At 54.2% G+C, this 15690-nt stretch carries 16 protein-coding genes; 13 read left to right on the forward strand and 3 right to left on the reverse strand.

Annotated elements, in window-relative coordinates:
- From EB241_RS20890 to kdpD, 11 genes are all read left to right on the forward strand, one after another.
- Nucleotides 1–235, forward strand: a 235-nt coding sequence (locus tag EB241_RS20890; protein ID WP_199737322.1) for a hypothetical protein, incomplete at its 5' end; no start/stop codon positions are given.
- A gap of 109 nt (nt 236–344) precedes the next feature.
- Nucleotides 345–614: a PAAR domain-containing protein gene (locus EB241_RS07210; RefSeq protein ID WP_124232522.1), complete on the forward strand. Its 270-nt coding sequence runs from the start codon at nt 345–347 to the stop codon at nt 612–614.
- Between the two features lie 15 nt (nt 615–629).
- Nucleotides 630–1463, forward strand: coding sequence for a TagK domain-containing protein (locus EB241_RS07215; protein WP_158612395.1), 834 nt, complete (start codon nt 630–632; stop codon nt 1461–1463).
- 22 nt (nt 1464–1485) lie between these two features.
- The gene (locus EB241_RS07220) at nt 1486–2283 is read left to right on the forward strand and encodes a type VI secretion system accessory protein TagJ (protein WP_124232524.1); all 798 of its coding nucleotides are present in this window, start codon (nt 1486–1488) and stop codon (nt 2281–2283) included.
- An 11-nt stretch (nt 2284–2294) separates the two neighbouring features.
- Nucleotides 2295–2786 carry a type VI secretion system baseplate subunit TssE gene (locus EB241_RS07225; protein ID WP_124232525.1) on the forward strand — a complete coding sequence of 164 codons (492 nt, stop codon included), beginning with the start codon at nt 2295–2297 and terminating at the stop codon, nt 2784–2786.
- 78 nt (nt 2787–2864) lie between these two features.
- Nucleotides 2865–3260 (forward strand): polyketide cyclase, encoded by a 396-nt coding sequence (locus EB241_RS07230; RefSeq protein ID WP_124232526.1) that lies wholly within the window; start codon nt 2865–2867, stop codon nt 3258–3260.
- A gap of 174 nt (nt 3261–3434) precedes the next feature.
- Nucleotides 3435–3518, forward strand: a complete 84-nt coding sequence (kdpF, locus tag EB241_RS07235) for a K(+)-transporting ATPase subunit F (protein ID WP_071994970.1) — start codon at nt 3435–3437, stop codon at nt 3516–3518.
- Nucleotides 3518–5203, forward strand: a complete 1686-nt coding sequence (gene kdpA, locus EB241_RS07240; RefSeq protein WP_124232528.1) for a potassium-transporting ATPase subunit KdpA — start codon at nt 3518–3520, stop codon at nt 5201–5203. The genes kdpF and kdpA overlap by 1 nt, the downstream gene beginning before the upstream one ends.
- 18 nt (nt 5204–5221) lie before the next feature.
- Nucleotides 5222–7270 carry a potassium-transporting ATPase subunit KdpB gene (gene kdpB, locus EB241_RS07245; protein ID WP_124232529.1) on the forward strand — a complete coding sequence of 683 codons (2049 nt, stop codon included), beginning with the start codon at nt 5222–5224 and terminating at the stop codon, nt 7268–7270.
- A gap of 10 nt (nt 7271–7280) precedes the next feature.
- Nucleotides 7281–7850 carry a potassium-transporting ATPase subunit KdpC gene (gene kdpC / locus EB241_RS07250; RefSeq protein WP_124232530.1) on the forward strand — a complete coding sequence of 190 codons (570 nt, stop codon included), beginning with the start codon at nt 7281–7283 and terminating at the stop codon, nt 7848–7850.
- A 158-nt stretch (nt 7851–8008) separates the two neighbouring features.
- Nucleotides 8009–10681, forward strand: a complete 2673-nt coding sequence (gene kdpD, locus EB241_RS07255) for a two-component system sensor histidine kinase KdpD (protein WP_124232531.1) — start codon at nt 8009–8011, stop codon at nt 10679–10681.
- Between the two features lie 15 nt (nt 10682–10696).
- Here kdpD and EB241_RS07260 read toward each other — a convergent pair whose 3' ends face one another.
- On the reverse strand, nt 10697–11302 hold the full coding sequence (locus tag EB241_RS07260) for an alpha/beta hydrolase (RefSeq protein ID WP_124232532.1): 606 nt from the start codon (nt 11300–11302) through the stop codon (nt 10697–10699).
- Between EB241_RS07260 and EB241_RS21375 the strand changes: the two genes are divergently transcribed.
- The gene (locus EB241_RS21375) at nt 11283–11582 is read left to right on the forward strand and encodes a hypothetical protein (RefSeq protein ID WP_233592554.1); all 300 of its coding nucleotides are present in this window, start codon (nt 11283–11285) and stop codon (nt 11580–11582) included. The two genes, EB241_RS07260 and EB241_RS21375, sit on opposite strands and share 20 nt — an antisense overlap.
- Nucleotides 11583–11594: 12 nt before the next feature.
- On the opposite strand, the gene zinT is transcribed toward EB241_RS21375, so the two are convergent.
- Nucleotides 11595–12242: a metal-binding protein ZinT gene (gene zinT / locus EB241_RS07270; protein ID WP_124232533.1), complete on the reverse strand. Its 648-nt coding sequence runs from the start codon at nt 12240–12242 to the stop codon at nt 11595–11597.
- 159 nt (nt 12243–12401) lie between these two features.
- Between zinT and EB241_RS07275 the strand changes: the two genes are divergently transcribed.
- On the forward strand, nt 12402–14234 hold the full coding sequence (locus EB241_RS07275; protein WP_124232534.1) for an ABC transporter ATP-binding protein: 1833 nt from the start codon (nt 12402–12404) through the stop codon (nt 14232–14234).
- Here the strand turns inward: EB241_RS07275 and EB241_RS07280 are convergent.
- Nucleotides 14231–15355: a GNAT family N-acetyltransferase gene (locus EB241_RS07280; RefSeq protein ID WP_124232535.1), complete on the reverse strand. Its 1125-nt coding sequence runs from the start codon at nt 15353–15355 to the stop codon at nt 14231–14233. The two genes, EB241_RS07275 and EB241_RS07280, sit on opposite strands and share 4 nt — an antisense overlap.
- Nucleotides 15356–15690: the final 335 nt, after the last annotated feature.

Here is a 15690-nt window from a genome sequence, read left to right on the forward strand (position 1 = left end):
AACGGAGACGCCAACGGAGACGCCAACGGAGACACCAACGGAGACGCCAACGGAGACACCAACGGAGACGCCAACGGAGACACCAACGGAGACACCAACGGAGACACCAACGGAGACGCCAACGGAGACACCAACGGAGACGCCAACGGAGACACCAACGGAGACGCCAACGGAGACGCCAACCGAAACTCCTGACCCGACAGGGAGTGATGGGCCTCCGGACGGTGACGACTGATCGGTTGATTTGCGGTTTTTTCTCAGAGGCTGCAGCCGCAGTGATGGAGAGCAGGTCATTCCATCGGAGGCGTTTCTGGTTAATTTATTCAATGAAATGAGGTGAAACTATGTCACAAAATGCTGCCAAAAAGGGAGATACTACGTGCCATTGTGGGGTGCTGATGAGCGGCTCTGAAAACGTGTTTATCAATGGAATATCCGCAGCAGCCGTTGGGCTAAGTGCGGCTTCCTGCGCGCTGCTTCATGGTATCGCCCCGGTAGCTAATGGCTCGGGAAGTGTATTTATTAACGGTAATCGTGCGGCGAGAATTGGCGATGCTACTGGCTGTGGTGCTCTGATTGTAAGTGGTTCTGGCGATGTCTTTATTGGTGGCTGAGCAATGCAACTGTTAATGATCTGGCCTGATACACAGCAAATTTGCCATCTCGACGCTTCCAGCACTGCTGAAAATGCGACGTGTTTTAGCGTGGAGCAGGGAACATTCGGGCCTCATAAACCGGCTGTTGAGAATAATGCTGTTTATTTTTACAACACGGCTTGCGGCCTGGTCATCCTCAATGATTGCGAAGACTATGTCTGCCTGGTGAATGACAGTGAAATCAGTCGTGGGCAGACGCATTCTCTGCTCTTTGGTGCCTCTCTACAGCTTGGGCATTTCGCTTTCAGGGTTGAGTTGGATGATGAAACTGCTGATTATGAAGCGATGCTACCAGGCTTGCTTAATGTGCATTCTGAAAAGGGAAAAGACGATTTAATTATACCTGAGGTGGAAGATATTCTGCCGAATGGTGGTCATTACACGGGCGACCTTCGTTATTTCAGCGATGCTGAAGTGGCATCTGAAACAGAAGTTGATATTCTCAGAAAACTGGAAGTTGAGTATAAAAAATTTCTGATATGGGGAGAGCAAAACAGGGATTTTTTCGATGAAGTGCCGGGGGGGAGTAATAAGCTTTCTGACGAAGACCATTATTTTGATGTTATCAGAGATGAGATGAGAACCAGGACAATGACAGAGTGCATTGTTCATAAACCTTCGCTTTTTGACGCCGTTTGGAAGGAGTTGAATGTGATGGATTCTTATGATGATCTGCTGCCTGAAGATGAAAAAGTGGATATTCTGAAATCACTGGCACCAGAAAATATCTCATTGAGAGAGAAAAAACAGGTCCCGGAGTTGGTTTTTCATGACTTATATAAAACAGGGCTGGACAGCCTTTACTAATTAAGCAGGGAAGATAAATTAAATGTCTGATATACAATCGCTGACTGAAGTATTACGATCTTCATCACTGAATGATGTACTTTCCGACGTTCTGTCGCGGGTAAAAGCCCGGCCTGAAGATATTCAACTGCGTAAAACGCTCTTCAAATTATACTGCATTGAGGGTCTGTGGGAAAAAGCACTCATGCAGTTACAGACCATTGAACTGATGGATGATAAGGTCTCAAAAGAGGCGGAACTGTATAAAAATCTGGTTTTCAGCGAGCTGGTCAGGGAGAGTGTTCTTGCTGGAGAACGCGTCGCCGGATTACTTGATGATGCCACCCCTGAGTGGATGACATTACTTCAACAGGCGAATAAGGCACACACAGAAAAAAACCATCAGCAGTCTGACATACTGCGGCTCAGGGCATTTGAGCTGGCGCCGGAAAGTAGTGGCGGGGGGGAAATGACCGGAGCATTTAGCTGGATGGCGGACAGCGATGGAAGAATCGGCCCAGCCTGTGAGTTTGTCAGTGCCGGTGGCTATCGTCAGGTGCCATTTTCCATTATACAGCAAATAAGTGTACCGCAACCAACGCGTTTGTTGGACCTCGCCTGGGCTCCTGCCCATATAAAAATCAACAATGAAACCTATTATGGCTATATTCCGGCGCGCTATCCTGTCTCTCCACAAGCTGAACAGAATGTGAAACTGGGCCTGATTACAACATGGTCACAGCAATCCGATCTCTTCTCCATTGGCATGGGAAGAAAAGTGCTTATCACCGATCGCGGGGAGTTCTCATTACTGGAAATGACAGAAGTTAACTTTGCGTGATGGAGCAGGCAATGGAAAAAAAACAACATTTCCTACCGACCTTATTTGAAAGGCTACTGGACAATGAGCCAAAAAAACAGCAAGAAAGCTTCGATGCATTTTATTTTGATGCCAGAACCATGCGGTCCGTGGTGCAAAAAGATATCTCCTATCTGCTGAACAATACCAATATCGAGGACAGACTGGATGAGCACCGTCACAACGCAGTTTGTGATTCAGTAATAAATTATGGCATAGCGCCTTTTTCCGGGAAATATGCCAACCATCACAACTGGAATGTGATTGAGAAAAGCATTCGCAAGGCGTTACTTCGTTTTGAGTCCAGGATTATCCCTGAGTCGTTACTGGTTCGCCCGTTGAGTGATAAAGATGTGTTGGGGAAAAATGGCATCGTACTGTTTGAGATCCGTGGGCTGATTGAATGGCATCCTCATCCCATCGATCTCTGTATTAACGGTGCCTATGATATTGAAACTGCCAAAGTTGATTTGAAAAGTGCCTGACGGCGGCTGGCCGTCTCTTTGCATCTGTGCAGCACAGTGGTTACATTATCCTTTTATTGCCAGAACTCAGGAGTTGCTGTGCTGCCATCGAAAACTGTCAGTCTTGCCATCCCCCGCAACTGGGTTGATCTGTATGAAACCATCTGGAAGCCCGACTGTTTCCCAAAATGGGCTGCCGGCCTGAGCACGTCCCCGCTTGTTCAGGACGGAAACTACTGGAAATCCACCGAACCCGATGAAACCATAAAAATCCGTTTTACCGACCACAATCCCTATGGCGTGATGGACCACTATATTGTCAGTGGTTCAGGCAGAGAAATCTATATGCCCATGCGGGTTATTCCCAATGAACATGGGGCAGAAGTGTTAATCACTGTCTTTCGTCAGCCACTCATGTCCGATGAAAAGTTCGCCCATGATGTGGAATCAGTCGCACGCGATTTAGACGCTTTATACGCGCTGCTGACTACCTGAGTTAATTTCCACTACTGGCTGCGTGACGACGCTCAAATCGCGCGGCCGGCTTACCCCCTTTCTCCCCGATTTTTATATTTTTTTTACATCCGTCCTTAGTTTTTTTACATCAACTTTGCACCCCGCTGATAACAATATGCGCATCCTTAAGCGTCCCGGAGGTGTGTTGTGAGCATGGCCTTAATTGCCGGCATTGTGCTGGTGTTTCTGCTGTTGGGCTATCTGGTATATGCCCTGATCAATGCGGAGGCATTCTGATGGCCGCTTCCGCATTTATGCTAATTGCCTGTTACATGGCGATCCTGTTAATGCTTGCCAAACCCCTTGGCAGCGGACTGGCCCGCCTGATTGACGACCGACCTCTGCCCGCTGTGGCAGGTTTTGAGCGTCTGCTCTGGCGCGTCAGCGGCGTAAAGAGCCAGCCGATGGACTGGCGTCGTTATCTGCTGGCAATTCTGCTGTTTAACCTTGGTGGCATCGTTCTGCTAATGGTGATGCTGATGGTTCAGGGCAACCTGCCGCTTAACCCTCAACACTTTCCCGGCCTGAGCTGGCATCTGGCATTGAACACGGCGATTAGCTTTGTCACCAATACCAACTGGCAGTCCTATGCCGGGGAAAGCACCCTGAGCTATTTCAGTCAGATGGTCGGATTAACGGTACAGAACTTCCTCTCTGCGGCGACCGGTATCGCCGTGGCATTTGCCCTGATCCGGGGTTTTGCCAACCGTTCACTGGGTACTCTGGGCAATGCCTGGCGTGATATGACCCGCGTCACTCTCTACGTACTGCTGCCGCTCTCGCTGGTGATGGCGCTGTTTTTTGTCAGCCAGGGATCGCTGCAAAACTTCTCTGGCTATCTCGATGTAAACACGCTGGAAGGGGTGAAGCAGACGTTGCCGATGGGGCCGGTCGCCTCGCAGGAAGCGATCAAAATGTTGGGCACCAACGGCGGCGGTTTCTTTAACGTCAACTCGGCGCATCCCTATGAGAACCCGACCGCACTCAGCAATGTTGTACAAATGCTGGCCATCTTTCTGATCCCGGCCGCACTGTGCTTCGCCTTTGGTGACGTGGTAAAAGACCGTCGCCAGGGCCACGCATTATTGTGGGCGATGTCACTGATGTTTATCGCCGCAGTCGCTCTGGTGATGTGGGCCGAGCTGAAAGGCAATCCTCATTTCCTTGCGCTGGGAGCAGACGGCACCGGCAACATGGAAGGAAAAGAGACACGTTTTGGCATTCTGAACTCCAGCCTGTTTGCGGTGATCACCACGGCGGCGTCATGCGGTGCGGTTAACGCCATGCATGATTCCTTTACCGCACTGGGCGGCATGGTGCCGATGTGGTTGATGCAGATTGGTGAAGTGGTGTTTGGCGGTGTGGGCGCAGGTTTATACGGCATGTTGCTGTTTGTACTGCTGGCAGTATTTATTGCCGGACTGATGATTGGCCGCACGCCGGAGTATCTCGGTAAAAAAATTGACGTATGGGAAATGAAAATGACCGCCCTTGCGATCCTCGTCACGCCAGCACTGGTGTTGCTGGGGACCGCGCTGGCGATGATGACCGATGCCGGTCGCGGCGCAATGGCTAATCCGGGTATTCACGGTTTTAGCGAAGTGCTTTACGCCGTTTCCTCTGCCGCCAACAACAATGGCAGCGCCTTTGCCGGTTTGAGTGCCAACACGCCGTTCTGGAACCTGCTGCTGGCTTTCTGCATGTTAGTGGGTCGCGTCGGCATCATTATTCCGGTGATGGCGATTGCCGGTTCGCTGGCGGTGAAAAACATTCAGCCGGTAAGCAGTGGCACCTTACCCACGCATGGCGTGCTGTTTATTGCGCTGCTGATTGGCACCGTACTGCTGGTGGGTGCGTTGACATTCATTCCTGCTCTGGCCCTTGGGCCGGTGGCAGAACATCTGCACATGTTCGGTCATTAATCGCCGGAGAAAAGAATCATGAGTCGTAATCAACAGGCGCTGTTTGACGGTGCGTTAATGCGCACCGCCGCCAGCGATGCGCTGAAAAAACTCAGCCCCCGCGTACAGTATCAAAACCCGGTGATGTTTGTGGTGTGGTTGGGTAGCGTTCTGACCACGCTGCTGGCCCTCTCTATGGTGATGGGTAAAACCTCCGGTAGTGCCGGTTTTACCGCTGCCATTTCGCTGTGGCTGTGGGCCACCGTGCTGTTTGCCAACTTTGCCGAGGCGTTGGCAGAAGGACGGAGTAAAGCGCAGGCCAACAGCCTGAAAGGCGTGCAGAAAACCAGCTATGCCAAAAAGATGAATGCACCACAGTATGGCAGTTCACACCAGCAGGTGGCGGCTGATTCATTGCGCAAAGGTGATGTGGTACTGGTGGAAGCCGGTGACATCATTCCCTGCGATGGCGAAGTACTGGAGGGCGGCGCATCGGTGGACGAAAGTGCCATCACCGGCGAGTCTGCCCCGGTTATCCGTGAGTCCGGCGGTGACTTTGCCTCGGTAACAGGGGGCACGCGGCTTCTTTCTGACTGGCTGGTTGTTCAGTGCAGCGTCAACCCCGGTGAAACCTTCCTTGATCGGATGATTGCCATGGTTGAGGGGGCCAAACGTCGTAAAACGCCAAACGAGATTGCCCTGACCATTCTGTTGGTGGCGCTGACGATTGTCTTCCTGCTGGCAACCGCCACCCTCTGGCCGTTCTCAGCATGGGGGGGGCATGCGGTCAGCATTACGGTGCTGGTAGCCTTGTTGGTGTGTCTGATCCCGACCACTATCGGTGGCCTGCTCTCCGCCATCGGCGTCGCCGGGATGAGCCGGATGCTCGGTGCGAACGTGATCGCCACCAGTGGTCGCGCGGTGGAAGCCGCCGGGGATGTGGACGTGCTGATGCTGGATAAAACCGGCACCATTACGCTGGGTAACCGCCAGGCAACCCAGTTTCTGTCGGCACCGGGCGTCAGTGAGGAGCAACTGGCCGATGCGGCACAGCTGGCCTCGCTGGCTGATGAAACCCCGGAAGGGCGAAGCATCGTGGTGCTGGCGAAGCAGAAATTTAACCTGCGTGAACGTGACCTGAACAGCATGGGGGCAACCTTTATCCCGTTCTCAGCGCAAACCCGAATGAGCGGCGTAAATGTGCAGGAGCGGGTGATCCGCAAAGGGGCGTCAGACGCGGTTCGCCGTCATATCGACAGCAACGGCGGCCAGTTCCCCACCCAGGTAAATCAACTGGTGGATCAGGTGGCACGGGCAGGTGGTACACCGCTGGTGGTCTGTGAAGGCGCCAAAGTAATGGGGGTGGTGGCGCTGAAAGATATCGTCAAAGGTGGGATCAAAGAGCGCTTTGCCGAATTGCGCAAGATGGGCATCAAAACCATTATGATCACCGGGGACAACCCACTGACGGCTGCCGCTATCGCCGCTGAAGCAGGCGTTGATGATTTTCTCTCCGAGGCGACGCCGGAGGCCAAGCTGGCGCTGATCCGCCAGTATCAGGCGGAAGGGCGGCTGGTGGCGATGACCGGCGACGGTACCAACGATGCTCCCGCGCTGGCGCAGGCCGACGTGGCGGTAGCGATGAATTCCGGGACGCAGGCGGCAAAAGAGGCGGGTAACATGGTCGACCTGGACTCTAACCCCACCAAACTGCTGGAAGTGGTGCACATTGGTAAACAGATGTTGATGACGCGCGGCTCGCTGACCACCTTCAGTATTGCCAACGACGTGGCGAAGTACTTTGCCATTATTCCGGCAGCTTTTGCCGTGACCTATCCGCAGCTCAACGCGCTGAACGTCATGCGCCTGCATTCGCCTGATTCCGCCATTTTATCCGCAGTCATTTTTAATGCGCTGGTGATTGTGTTCCTGATCCCTCTGGCGCTAAAGGGGGTGAATTATCGCCCGCTGAGTGCAGCGGCACTGTTGCGACGTAACCTGTGGATTTACGGATTTGGGGGTCTGCTGGTGCCGTTCGCCGGGATCAAGGTTATCGATATGTTGCTGACCGTTACCGGTTGGTTCTGAGGAAAACATCATGAGTCAGTTACGTCCCGCAGTGATTTTGCTGTTGTTGCTGTCAGTCATTACCGGTCTGCTTTATCCTTTACTGACTACCATGTTGGCGCAATGGTGGTTTCCGGCGCAGGCGCACGGTTCACTACTGGAGATCGGCGGCAAGCCGCGCGGCTCGTCGTTGATTGGACAGAACTTTACCCATGCCGGTTATTTTCAGGGAAGACCCTCCGCAACCGGCGACGCGCCTTACAATCCACTGGCATCAGGCGGCAGCAATCTGGGCGGTAGCAACCCGGCGTTGGATCAGGCGGTGAGTTCGCGGGTGGCGGCACTGCGTAAAGCCAATCCGCAGGCCACCAGCGCCGTGCCGGTGGCGCTGGTGACCGCTTCCGGCAGCGGCCTTGATCCGCAGATTTCACCTGAGGCAGCGTTATGGCAGGCGGCTCGCGTGGCTGAAGCCCGCAAGCTGCCGGTGGCTGAAGTGGAAAGGTTAATTGCTGAAAATACCGTCATCCCGGTGCCGGACTTTATTGGTGAACCCGCGGTGAACGTGCTGAAGTTGAATATGGCGCTTGATGCGTTGCGATAGGCTGGCGTAACGGGTGGGCGGTGTGCCATCCGTACCGCATTGATAAACAGCCGACAGGTGATTTGCTGACTTTCTGCCCGGTTGTGTTCAGAATCATGCTGTACGCCGATTTTCCTGTGCGCGCCTCCAGTCCAGACGTGAAGGATGAATGCTTGCCAATGAATGATCAACTCCCGCGTCCCGACCCGGACGCCCTTCTGCAACAGGCTAATGAAAGCGGTCGGGGTAAGCTAAAAATCTATTTTGGTGCCTGTGCCGGGGTGGGGAAAACCTGGGCGATGTTGCAGGAAGCCCGACGTTTGCGTGCGCAGGGGCTTGAGGTGCTGGCCGGTATTGTGGAAACCCACGGACGTGAAGAAACGGCCGCCCTGCTGAAGGGGCTCACCGTATTGCCCAGGCGGGCAACAGGGCCGCATCGCCACCAGGAGTTTGATCTGGACGCGGCGCTGGCCCGCCATCCGGCGGTGATCCTGATGGATGAACTGGCGCACAGTAACGCGCCCGGTTCACGTCATCCCAAGCGCTGGCAGGATATTCAGGAATTGCTGGACGCGGGGATCAATGTGATGACGACTGTCAACGTTCAGCACCTGGAAAGCCTTAACGATGTGGTCGGTGGCGTGACCGGGATCCGCGTGCGGGAAACCGTGCCCGATCCTTTTTTTGATGCCGCTGATGAGGTGGTGCTGGTTGACCTGCCTGCCGACGATCTCCGTCAGCGTCTGAAAGAGGGTAAAGTGTACATTGGCGACCGTGCCGAACGCGCCATTGAAAATTTCTTTCGTAAAGGCAATCTTTTTGCCCTGCGTGAACTGGCGCTGCGTCGTACCGCCGATCGCGTTGATGTTCAGATGCGCGCCTGGCGGGACAGCCAGGGACGCGAAAAGGTCTGGCACACGCGCGATGCGATTTTGCTGTGCATTGGCGATAACAGCGGCAGTGAAAAGCTGGTAAGAACCGCTGCCCGCCTCGCTGCCCGTCTCGACAGCGTTTGGCACGCGGTTTATGTCGAAACGCCCAGGCTGCACCGCCTGTCAGAAGCACGGCGGCGCGGTATTCTGCGAACGTTGCAAATGGCCCAGGATCTGGGGGCAGAAACCGCCACACTGTCCGATCCCCGCGAAGCCGACGCGGTATTGCGCTACGCCCGCGAACATAATCTGGGCAAAATTGTTATCGGACGCCGCCCGGTGCGCCGCTGGAAACATGATGGCTTCGCCCGACGGCTGGGGCAGCTTGGTCCCGATCTTGACCTGGTGATCGTCGCCCTGGATGAGCGGCTTTCCGCCCCTGCCAGCCAGCCTTCTGTTACCCGCACGCCGGGTGAAAAATGGCGGCCACAGCTGAAAGGCAGTGCGGCGGCGCTGGTACTCTGTTCATTAGTGACCCTGGCCGGGCGCTGGCTGCTGCCCGGCGTGGATTCTGTCAATCTGGTGATGGTCTACCTGCTGGCGGTGGTGGTGGTGGCGCTGCGCTATGGTCGCTGGCCATCAGTGGTGGCAACGGCGCTTAATATCGTCGCCTTTGACCTTTTCTTTGTCACCCCTACCGGCACCATCGCCGTGTCTGATGTGCAGTATCTGGTGACCTTTGGCGTAATGCTGGCGGTTGGTGTGATTGTCGGTAATCTGACCGCCGGGGTACGTTACCAGGCGCGGGTTGCGCGTTACCGCGAGCAGCGGGCGAGGCATTTATATGAAATGGCAAAAACCCTCAGTCGGGCGCTGAGCCAGCAGGACATTGCCCAGACCCTGCCGCGAAGTCTGGATGCCACTTTGCAGGCAAGAAGTGAATTGCTGTTGCCCGATGGTGAGGGCGAACTGACCACCGTAGGCGAGTCCCGCCTTAGCGTGTTGCCTGACCGGGCGATTGCCCGCTGGAGCTTTGATAAAGGCCAGCCTGCCGGCGCCGGGACCGATACGCTCCCCGGCGTGCCCTGGCAGATCCTGCCGCTGAAAGCCGGTAGCGAAACGCTGGGCCTGTTGGTGCTGGAGCCGTTAAATTTGCGGCAGCTGATGATCCCGGAGCAACAGCGGCTTTTGGAAACGTTCACCGTGCTGATCGCCAACGCGCTCGAGCGGGTTGCCCTGAGTCAGCGCGAGGCGGTTTCCCGTCTGGCTGCCGAGCGTGAACAGTTGCGTAACGCATTGCTTTCCGCGTTGTCGCATGACTTACGTACACCGCTGACCGTGCTGTTTGGCCAGGCCGAGATCCTGACGTTGGATCTGGCCAGCGAAGGTTCAAAACATGCGACCCAGGCCAGTGCGATGCGTGAACAAACCCTCAATACCATCCGGCTGGTGAACAATTTGTTGGATATGGCTCGCTTACAGTCCGGCGGCTTCAGTTTGCGGGCGGAATGGATGGCGCTGGATGAGCTGATTGGCAGCACGCTGAAAATGATGGCGTCCTCACTGGAAGGCCGCAACCTTAAGCTGGATCTGCCATCGGAGATGTTGCTGATCCACGTCGACGGGCCGCTGATGGAACGGGTGCTGACCAACCTGGTGGAGAACGCGCTGAAATACGCCGGGTCACAGGCAGTGATTGGTATCAGCGCCCGCATGACATCCCGACAGTGGCTGGCGATTACCGTGTGGGATAATGGTCCGGGTATTGCTGATGGTCAGACAGAACACATTTTTGAGAAGTTTTCCCGTGGCAACAAAGAGTCTGCCGTACCCGGTGTGGGACTGGGACTGGCTATTTGCCAGGCGATCGTCGCTATTCATGACGGAAAAATTTATGCCGAGAATCGCCCGGAAGGTGGCGCACGTTTTGTGATTATGCTGCCGATGGGAGAACCTCCGCAGCTTGAAGAATATCAGTAGCGCCGTGCTGACGGTTCATTCAGACAGGCAGCTGGCGATAAAGGCGGCAGCATCAGCAGCACCCTGTGCGGAGATAGTGTGCCCGGTGTCAGGCTCAAAGTGGCTGCTGACCCTGATACCCAGTTCCCGCAGTGTTGCCGCAGCCGTTTCGCTTTCTGCACAGGGGATAACATCATCAGCCCTGCCGTGGATCAGCAGTACCGGCGTGTCTTTCACCGCATTATAAGGAGGGGGTGAGGCAAGCCTGCCGGAGAACGCCACCACGCCGGCCACCGGCCACCGGCCAGAAACCAGTGCATCCAGTGCCATTATCGCTCCCTGCGAAAAGCCAGCCAGTATCACATGGTCCAGTTGGTGCTGCATCTGGTGTCGTGCGAGGGTGGCATTGATCACGGCGTCAAAGGCATCACGGGCCTGTACAACCCGCTCCGGGCGGTTTTCCGGGGTGATGTCCGTCAGGCTGAACCATTGCCAGCCAGCGCCGTGTTCAAAGTGAAAAGGGGCATTCGGGCTGGCAACGCCAAGACCAGGCATACCCGTGGCCCAGTAGGTTCCCAGATTCGCCAAATCCTCACCATTACTGCCGACACCGTGCAATAAAATGACCAGTCTTTTTTTCATTTTCAACCTTGTATTGGGTGATGACGCCGGGCTTTTTCTGCCCGTTAAGCGTGCGGATAAAACAGTCGTGCTGGCCGACAGCAGCAAAATTGGCTATCGCGCGCTGGCGCATGTCTGCCCATTGAGCGATATCAGCATGATCATCCCTGAAGACGCACCCGGTCTCAAACAACGTGCCAAATACGGCACAAAATGTGGTGGTAGAGCCAGAGAAGAAATAACGCCGACGCCGCTCAGGCCCGGATGTCAGCGCTTTTTAATCAACAGTCTCTCTGGATAAGACAAACTGAACTCAGTGATGCAGCATTTCTTCCACGATTTGCTCTTTATTCAGTGTCCAGGGATAGAATGTTGGCCAGTTGTCCATCTCGCTCAGTAAAGCCTGCTGTGACGTGTTGCCAAAAAAGATGTGAAAATGCGAGGACCTGCGTGGCGCGATGATGTGATCGCTGAACTGCACATAAGCAGGAGCCAACGACGGTTTATCCCGGCATTCAAACAGATAACGTACGCCTTTTTTGCCAGACACATAGGTCAGAATTTTGTATCCAACGTAGTCATAATGGCAGGCGCTGACCTTATCGCCCCGGTGGAATTCGATCACATTATTTTCAATGCCAATCATATCCACATCCGTTGCATATCCTTTCCTGTAGTAGGCGCGGTACTCCTCCAGCGTTTTTTCTCCTTTTTTGGCTTTCTGTTGCAATACGGGATCCAGATCGCCTCTCAGCAGATAAGGGTTGAGTGATTGCCAGAGGCCGTCCCAGTCGCTTAACTGGCGGTTTTTAACATTAATATCGTCAAAGATCCCTTCACTGGCCTGGCGTTCTGTTTCAGACAGCGGTGCGCCATGATTGTGGGCGCCATGAGCGAATGACGTGGCGCTGGTGAGGCCGATGGTGATACCCAGAACAGCGGCAGATACCTTTCTTAACATCCTTTTCTCCTGTGAAACGGGTTGTTTTATTTTGATACGTTATAACATATCGAATTAACCGTAAAAAGAGATTCACCCGGATCATTTGCGACACACTGTCGCAGGTGCGGATGAAAATGCACTAAGATCCGTTCTTTTAGCAAGAAAAGTGAGCCTGTCATGCTGTATCGACGCTTTGAACGACTTATCGATATTTTCCGGGATGCGCCCGGCAATACCCCGCCAAATCGTGTCTGGGCTTTTTATGTCTACTATTTACGTCAGGTGTGGCAAAGTTTCGCCATGTTGCTGGTGGTCGGGCTGATCGCCTCACTGATTGAAGTGGCGATGTTCCGTTACCTGAGCACTATTATCGATATGGTAAACAGCACGTCGTCTGAACGTTTTTTCAGTCAACATGCCACTGAGCTGATCTGGATGGCTGTGGTGGCCTTGCTGTTACGTCCCATCTTTATCGGGCTGCATGACTTGCTGGTACACCAGACCATTAATCCCGGTATGACCAGTATGATCCGCTGGCAGAACCACAATTATGTCCTCAGGCAAAGCCTGAATTTTTTCCAGAACGACTTTGCCGGACGTATCGCTCAGCGCATCATGCAAACCGGCAATGCCCTCCGTGATTCAGCGGTACAGGCCGTGGATGCGCTGTGGCATGTACTGATTTATGCCATTACCTCATTGGTGCTGTTTGCTGAAGCTGACTGGCGGCTGATGATCCCATTGCTGCTATGGATTCTGGGTTATATCCTCAGCCTGAGCTACTTTGTGCCGAGGGTAAAATCCCGATCTGTCGCTTCATCGGAGTCCCGCTCGAAACTGATGGGCACTATCGTCGATGGCTATACCAACATTGTCACGCTCAAACTGTTTGCACACAGCGATCTGGAGCGTTCCTACGCGCGTAAGGCAATAAGTGAGCAGACTGACAGAACCCGTGAGCAGGGGCGTATGGTCACCAGTATGGACGTGGCGATCACCACCCTTAACGGCATGCTGATTGTATCCACTACCGGGCTGGCGCTGTGGCTGTGGACACAGTCGCTGATAAGCGTTGGAGCTATTGCGCTGGCAACGGGCCTGGTGATCCGCATCGTCAACATGTCCGGCTGGATTATGTGGGTAGTGAATGGCATTTTCGAAAATATTGGCATGGTTCAGGATGGGCTGAAAACCATCGCCCAGCCGGTTGCGGTGACCGATAAACCACAGGCCACCGAGCTGAAAGTCTGCCACGGTGAAATTCGTTATGACGGGGTGAATTTCAACTATGACCAGCAGCGTCAGGTCATTGAAAATCTGCAACTGACCATTAATGCCGGTGAGAAAATCGGGCTGATTGGGCCATCGGGCGCAGGAAAATCCACGCTGGTGAATTTGTTGCTACGCCTCTACGACCTGAACGGAGGACGTATTGTCATTGACGGGCAGGATATCGCCCATGTCAGTCAGGAAAGCCTGCGGGCGCAGATTGGCATGATCACCCAGGATACGTCGCTGCTACATCGCTCAATTCGTGACAACCTGCTGTATGGTCGTCCTGACGCCACCAGTGAGGAACTGCAACAGGCAATCCATCGTGCCAGGGCCGATGAATTTATTCCGGGGCTTTCCGATTCTGAGGGGCGCTATGGCCTTGATGCCCACGTTGGTGAGCGGGGCGTGAAGCTGTCGGGAGGACAGCGACAGCGTATTGCTATTGCCAGAGTACTGCTGAAAGATGCACCCATTCTGATCATGGATGAAGCGACATCAGCGCTGGATTCAGAAGTGGAAGCGGCCATTCAGGAGAGCCTTGAAACGCTTATGTCCGGCAAAACGGTGATTGCCATCGCGCACCGCTTATCGACCATTGCCAAAATGGACCGTCTGGTGGTGCTGCAACAGGGAAAAATCGCCGAAACAGGCAGTCACGCGGAGCTGCTGGCGAAAGGTGGGCTTTATGCCCGTTTGTGGCGTCACCAGACCGGCGGTTTTGTCGGGGAGGATTAATCACCGCGCCGGAAGGGAAGGGCCTGCCGTGCGTCTTCTGCCCAGGCGCGCACCCCTTCCCGTTCCTGTTGCAGAAAATCGGCTACCGCAGCCTGTAATCCCGGATGTTGCAGGCAGTGCCAGGAGTGGGTAAGTGTGGGTTCAAAACCGCGTACCAGTTTGTGTTCGCCCTGAGCACCGGCATCAAATCGTTGCAGACGGTGACTGATGGCGTAATCCATTCCCTGCCAGAAGCAGGTTTCAAAATGCAGCCGGTTAAAGTCTGCCAGACATCCCCAGTACCGGCCATAAAGGGTATGACTGTCCACAAGGCTGAAAGCCATGGCGACGGCAAGGCCGTTTTGCCTTACCAGCACCACACGGATAGCCTGCGGCATTCTCTCACTGAGCAGGCTGAAGAACTGACGTGTCAGATAAGGGTACTGACCGCGCACGGCGTAAGTGTTGGCATAACAGTCATAGACAAAGTTCCACTGAGATTCACTTAGCTGATCGCCTGCCAGCCACTCAAATTCAACGCCCTGACGGCTCACCAGCTCACGTTCTTTGCGGATCTGTTTACGCTTGCGTGACATCAGCGAATCGAGGAAATCCTGGAAATCACGGTAGCCGGGATTGTGCCAGTGGTACTGACAACCGGTGCGGTGTAGCCAGTTGGGGTCCTCTGCCAGCAACGAGGCGGTTTGTGCATTACCGAAATTGATATGCGCGCTGTGCAACTGACGCTGTTTTAAAAACGCGGGAATGCCCTGCAACAATTGTTTTGCCGCTTGCGCTTCGCCCAGTAAACGTGCACCGGTCACCGGGCTGAAGGGCACTGCAGCCAGCCATTTAGGATAATAAGGCAGTCCGGCACGCTGGCAGGCATCTGCCCAGCCATGATCAAAGACGTACTCGCCCCTTGAATGGAATTTACGGTAGCCTGGCAGTGCTGCATGAACGTTGCCATCCTCAATCCACAGCAGATGTTCCGGCTGCCAGCCTGTCTCTCTGCTCAGACAGCCGCTCTCCTCCAGGGTGCTGAGAAAGGCGTGGCGCAGAAAGGGTTGATCGTCAGGGGTGAGTGCATCCCACTGACTGGCGGGAAGGTCGGTCAGCTGGGGCAGAAGGGTTAGTGACATCAAGGCGCTCCGTCTTCATTCCGTTACCAGTAAACCATCAGCCGCTAAAGTGACGTTTTTACGCGCGAAGATCAATGTCTGCAACGCGGCGGGTGTTATCGATGGCGGTCAACATCCGCACCTGATTAAGTTCTGGCATAAACGTCCTTTTACTGCGTTTGTCTCTGCGTGCGGTTTCAAATTATCTGTTTGAACTGTTTTAAGCTTCTTTGTAACATGCGTTTCACAAATTTTGATAAGTTACGGTATTAGTTGCATATTAACGGGTGATCAACAAACCGCAGCATGTTTAAAATCAACATCGTGACAGCTCTGGCGTGATACGCCGGGGGGCT

This window comes from Erwinia psidii, assembly GCF_003846135.1.
Lineage (GTDB): Bacteria > Pseudomonadota > Gammaproteobacteria > Enterobacterales > Enterobacteriaceae > Erwinia > Erwinia psidii.

What these genes read in the sequence shown, in the direction of transcription:
- kdpD (WP_124232531.1), top strand. Translation starts at nt 8,009, where the DNA reads ATGAATGATCAACTCCCGCGTCCCGACCCGGACGCCCTTCTGCAACAG.
- EB241_RS07225 (WP_124232525.1), top strand. Translation starts at nt 2,295, where the DNA reads ATGGAAAAAAAACAACATTTCCTACCGACCTTATTTGAAAGGCTACTG.
- EB241_RS07210 (WP_124232522.1), top strand. Translation starts at nt 345, where the DNA reads ATGTCACAAAATGCTGCCAAAAAGGGAGATACTACGTGCCATTGTGGG.
- zinT (WP_124232533.1), bottom strand. Translation starts at nt 12,242, where the DNA reads ATGTTAAGAAAGGTATCTGCCGCTGTTCTGGGTATCACCATCGGCCTC.
- kdpB (WP_124232529.1), top strand. Translation starts at nt 5,222, where the DNA reads ATGAGTCGTAATCAACAGGCGCTGTTTGACGGTGCGTTAATGCGCACC.
- kdpC (WP_124232530.1), top strand. Translation starts at nt 7,281, where the DNA reads ATGAGTCAGTTACGTCCCGCAGTGATTTTGCTGTTGTTGCTGTCAGTC.
- EB241_RS07280 (WP_124232535.1), bottom strand. Translation starts at nt 15,355, where the DNA reads ATGTCACTAACCCTTCTGCCCCAGCTGACCGACCTTCCCGCCAGTCAG.
- EB241_RS07260 (WP_124232532.1), bottom strand. Translation starts at nt 11,302, where the DNA reads ATGAAAAAAAGACTGGTCATTTTATTGCACGGTGTCGGCAGTAATGGT.
- EB241_RS07275 (WP_124232534.1), top strand. Translation starts at nt 12,402, where the DNA reads ATGCTGTATCGACGCTTTGAACGACTTATCGATATTTTCCGGGATGCG.
- kdpA (WP_124232528.1), top strand. Translation starts at nt 3,518, where the DNA reads ATGGCCGCTTCCGCATTTATGCTAATTGCCTGTTACATGGCGATCCTG.
- EB241_RS07215 (WP_158612395.1), top strand. Translation starts at nt 630, where the DNA reads ATGATCTGGCCTGATACACAGCAAATTTGCCATCTCGACGCTTCCAGC.
- kdpF (WP_071994970.1), top strand. Translation starts at nt 3,435, where the DNA reads ATGGCCTTAATTGCCGGCATTGTGCTGGTGTTTCTGCTGTTGGGCTAT.
- EB241_RS07220 (WP_124232524.1), top strand. Translation starts at nt 1,486, where the DNA reads ATGTCTGATATACAATCGCTGACTGAAGTATTACGATCTTCATCACTG.
- EB241_RS21375 (WP_233592554.1), top strand. Translation starts at nt 11,283, where the DNA reads ATGACCAGTCTTTTTTTCATTTTCAACCTTGTATTGGGTGATGACGCC.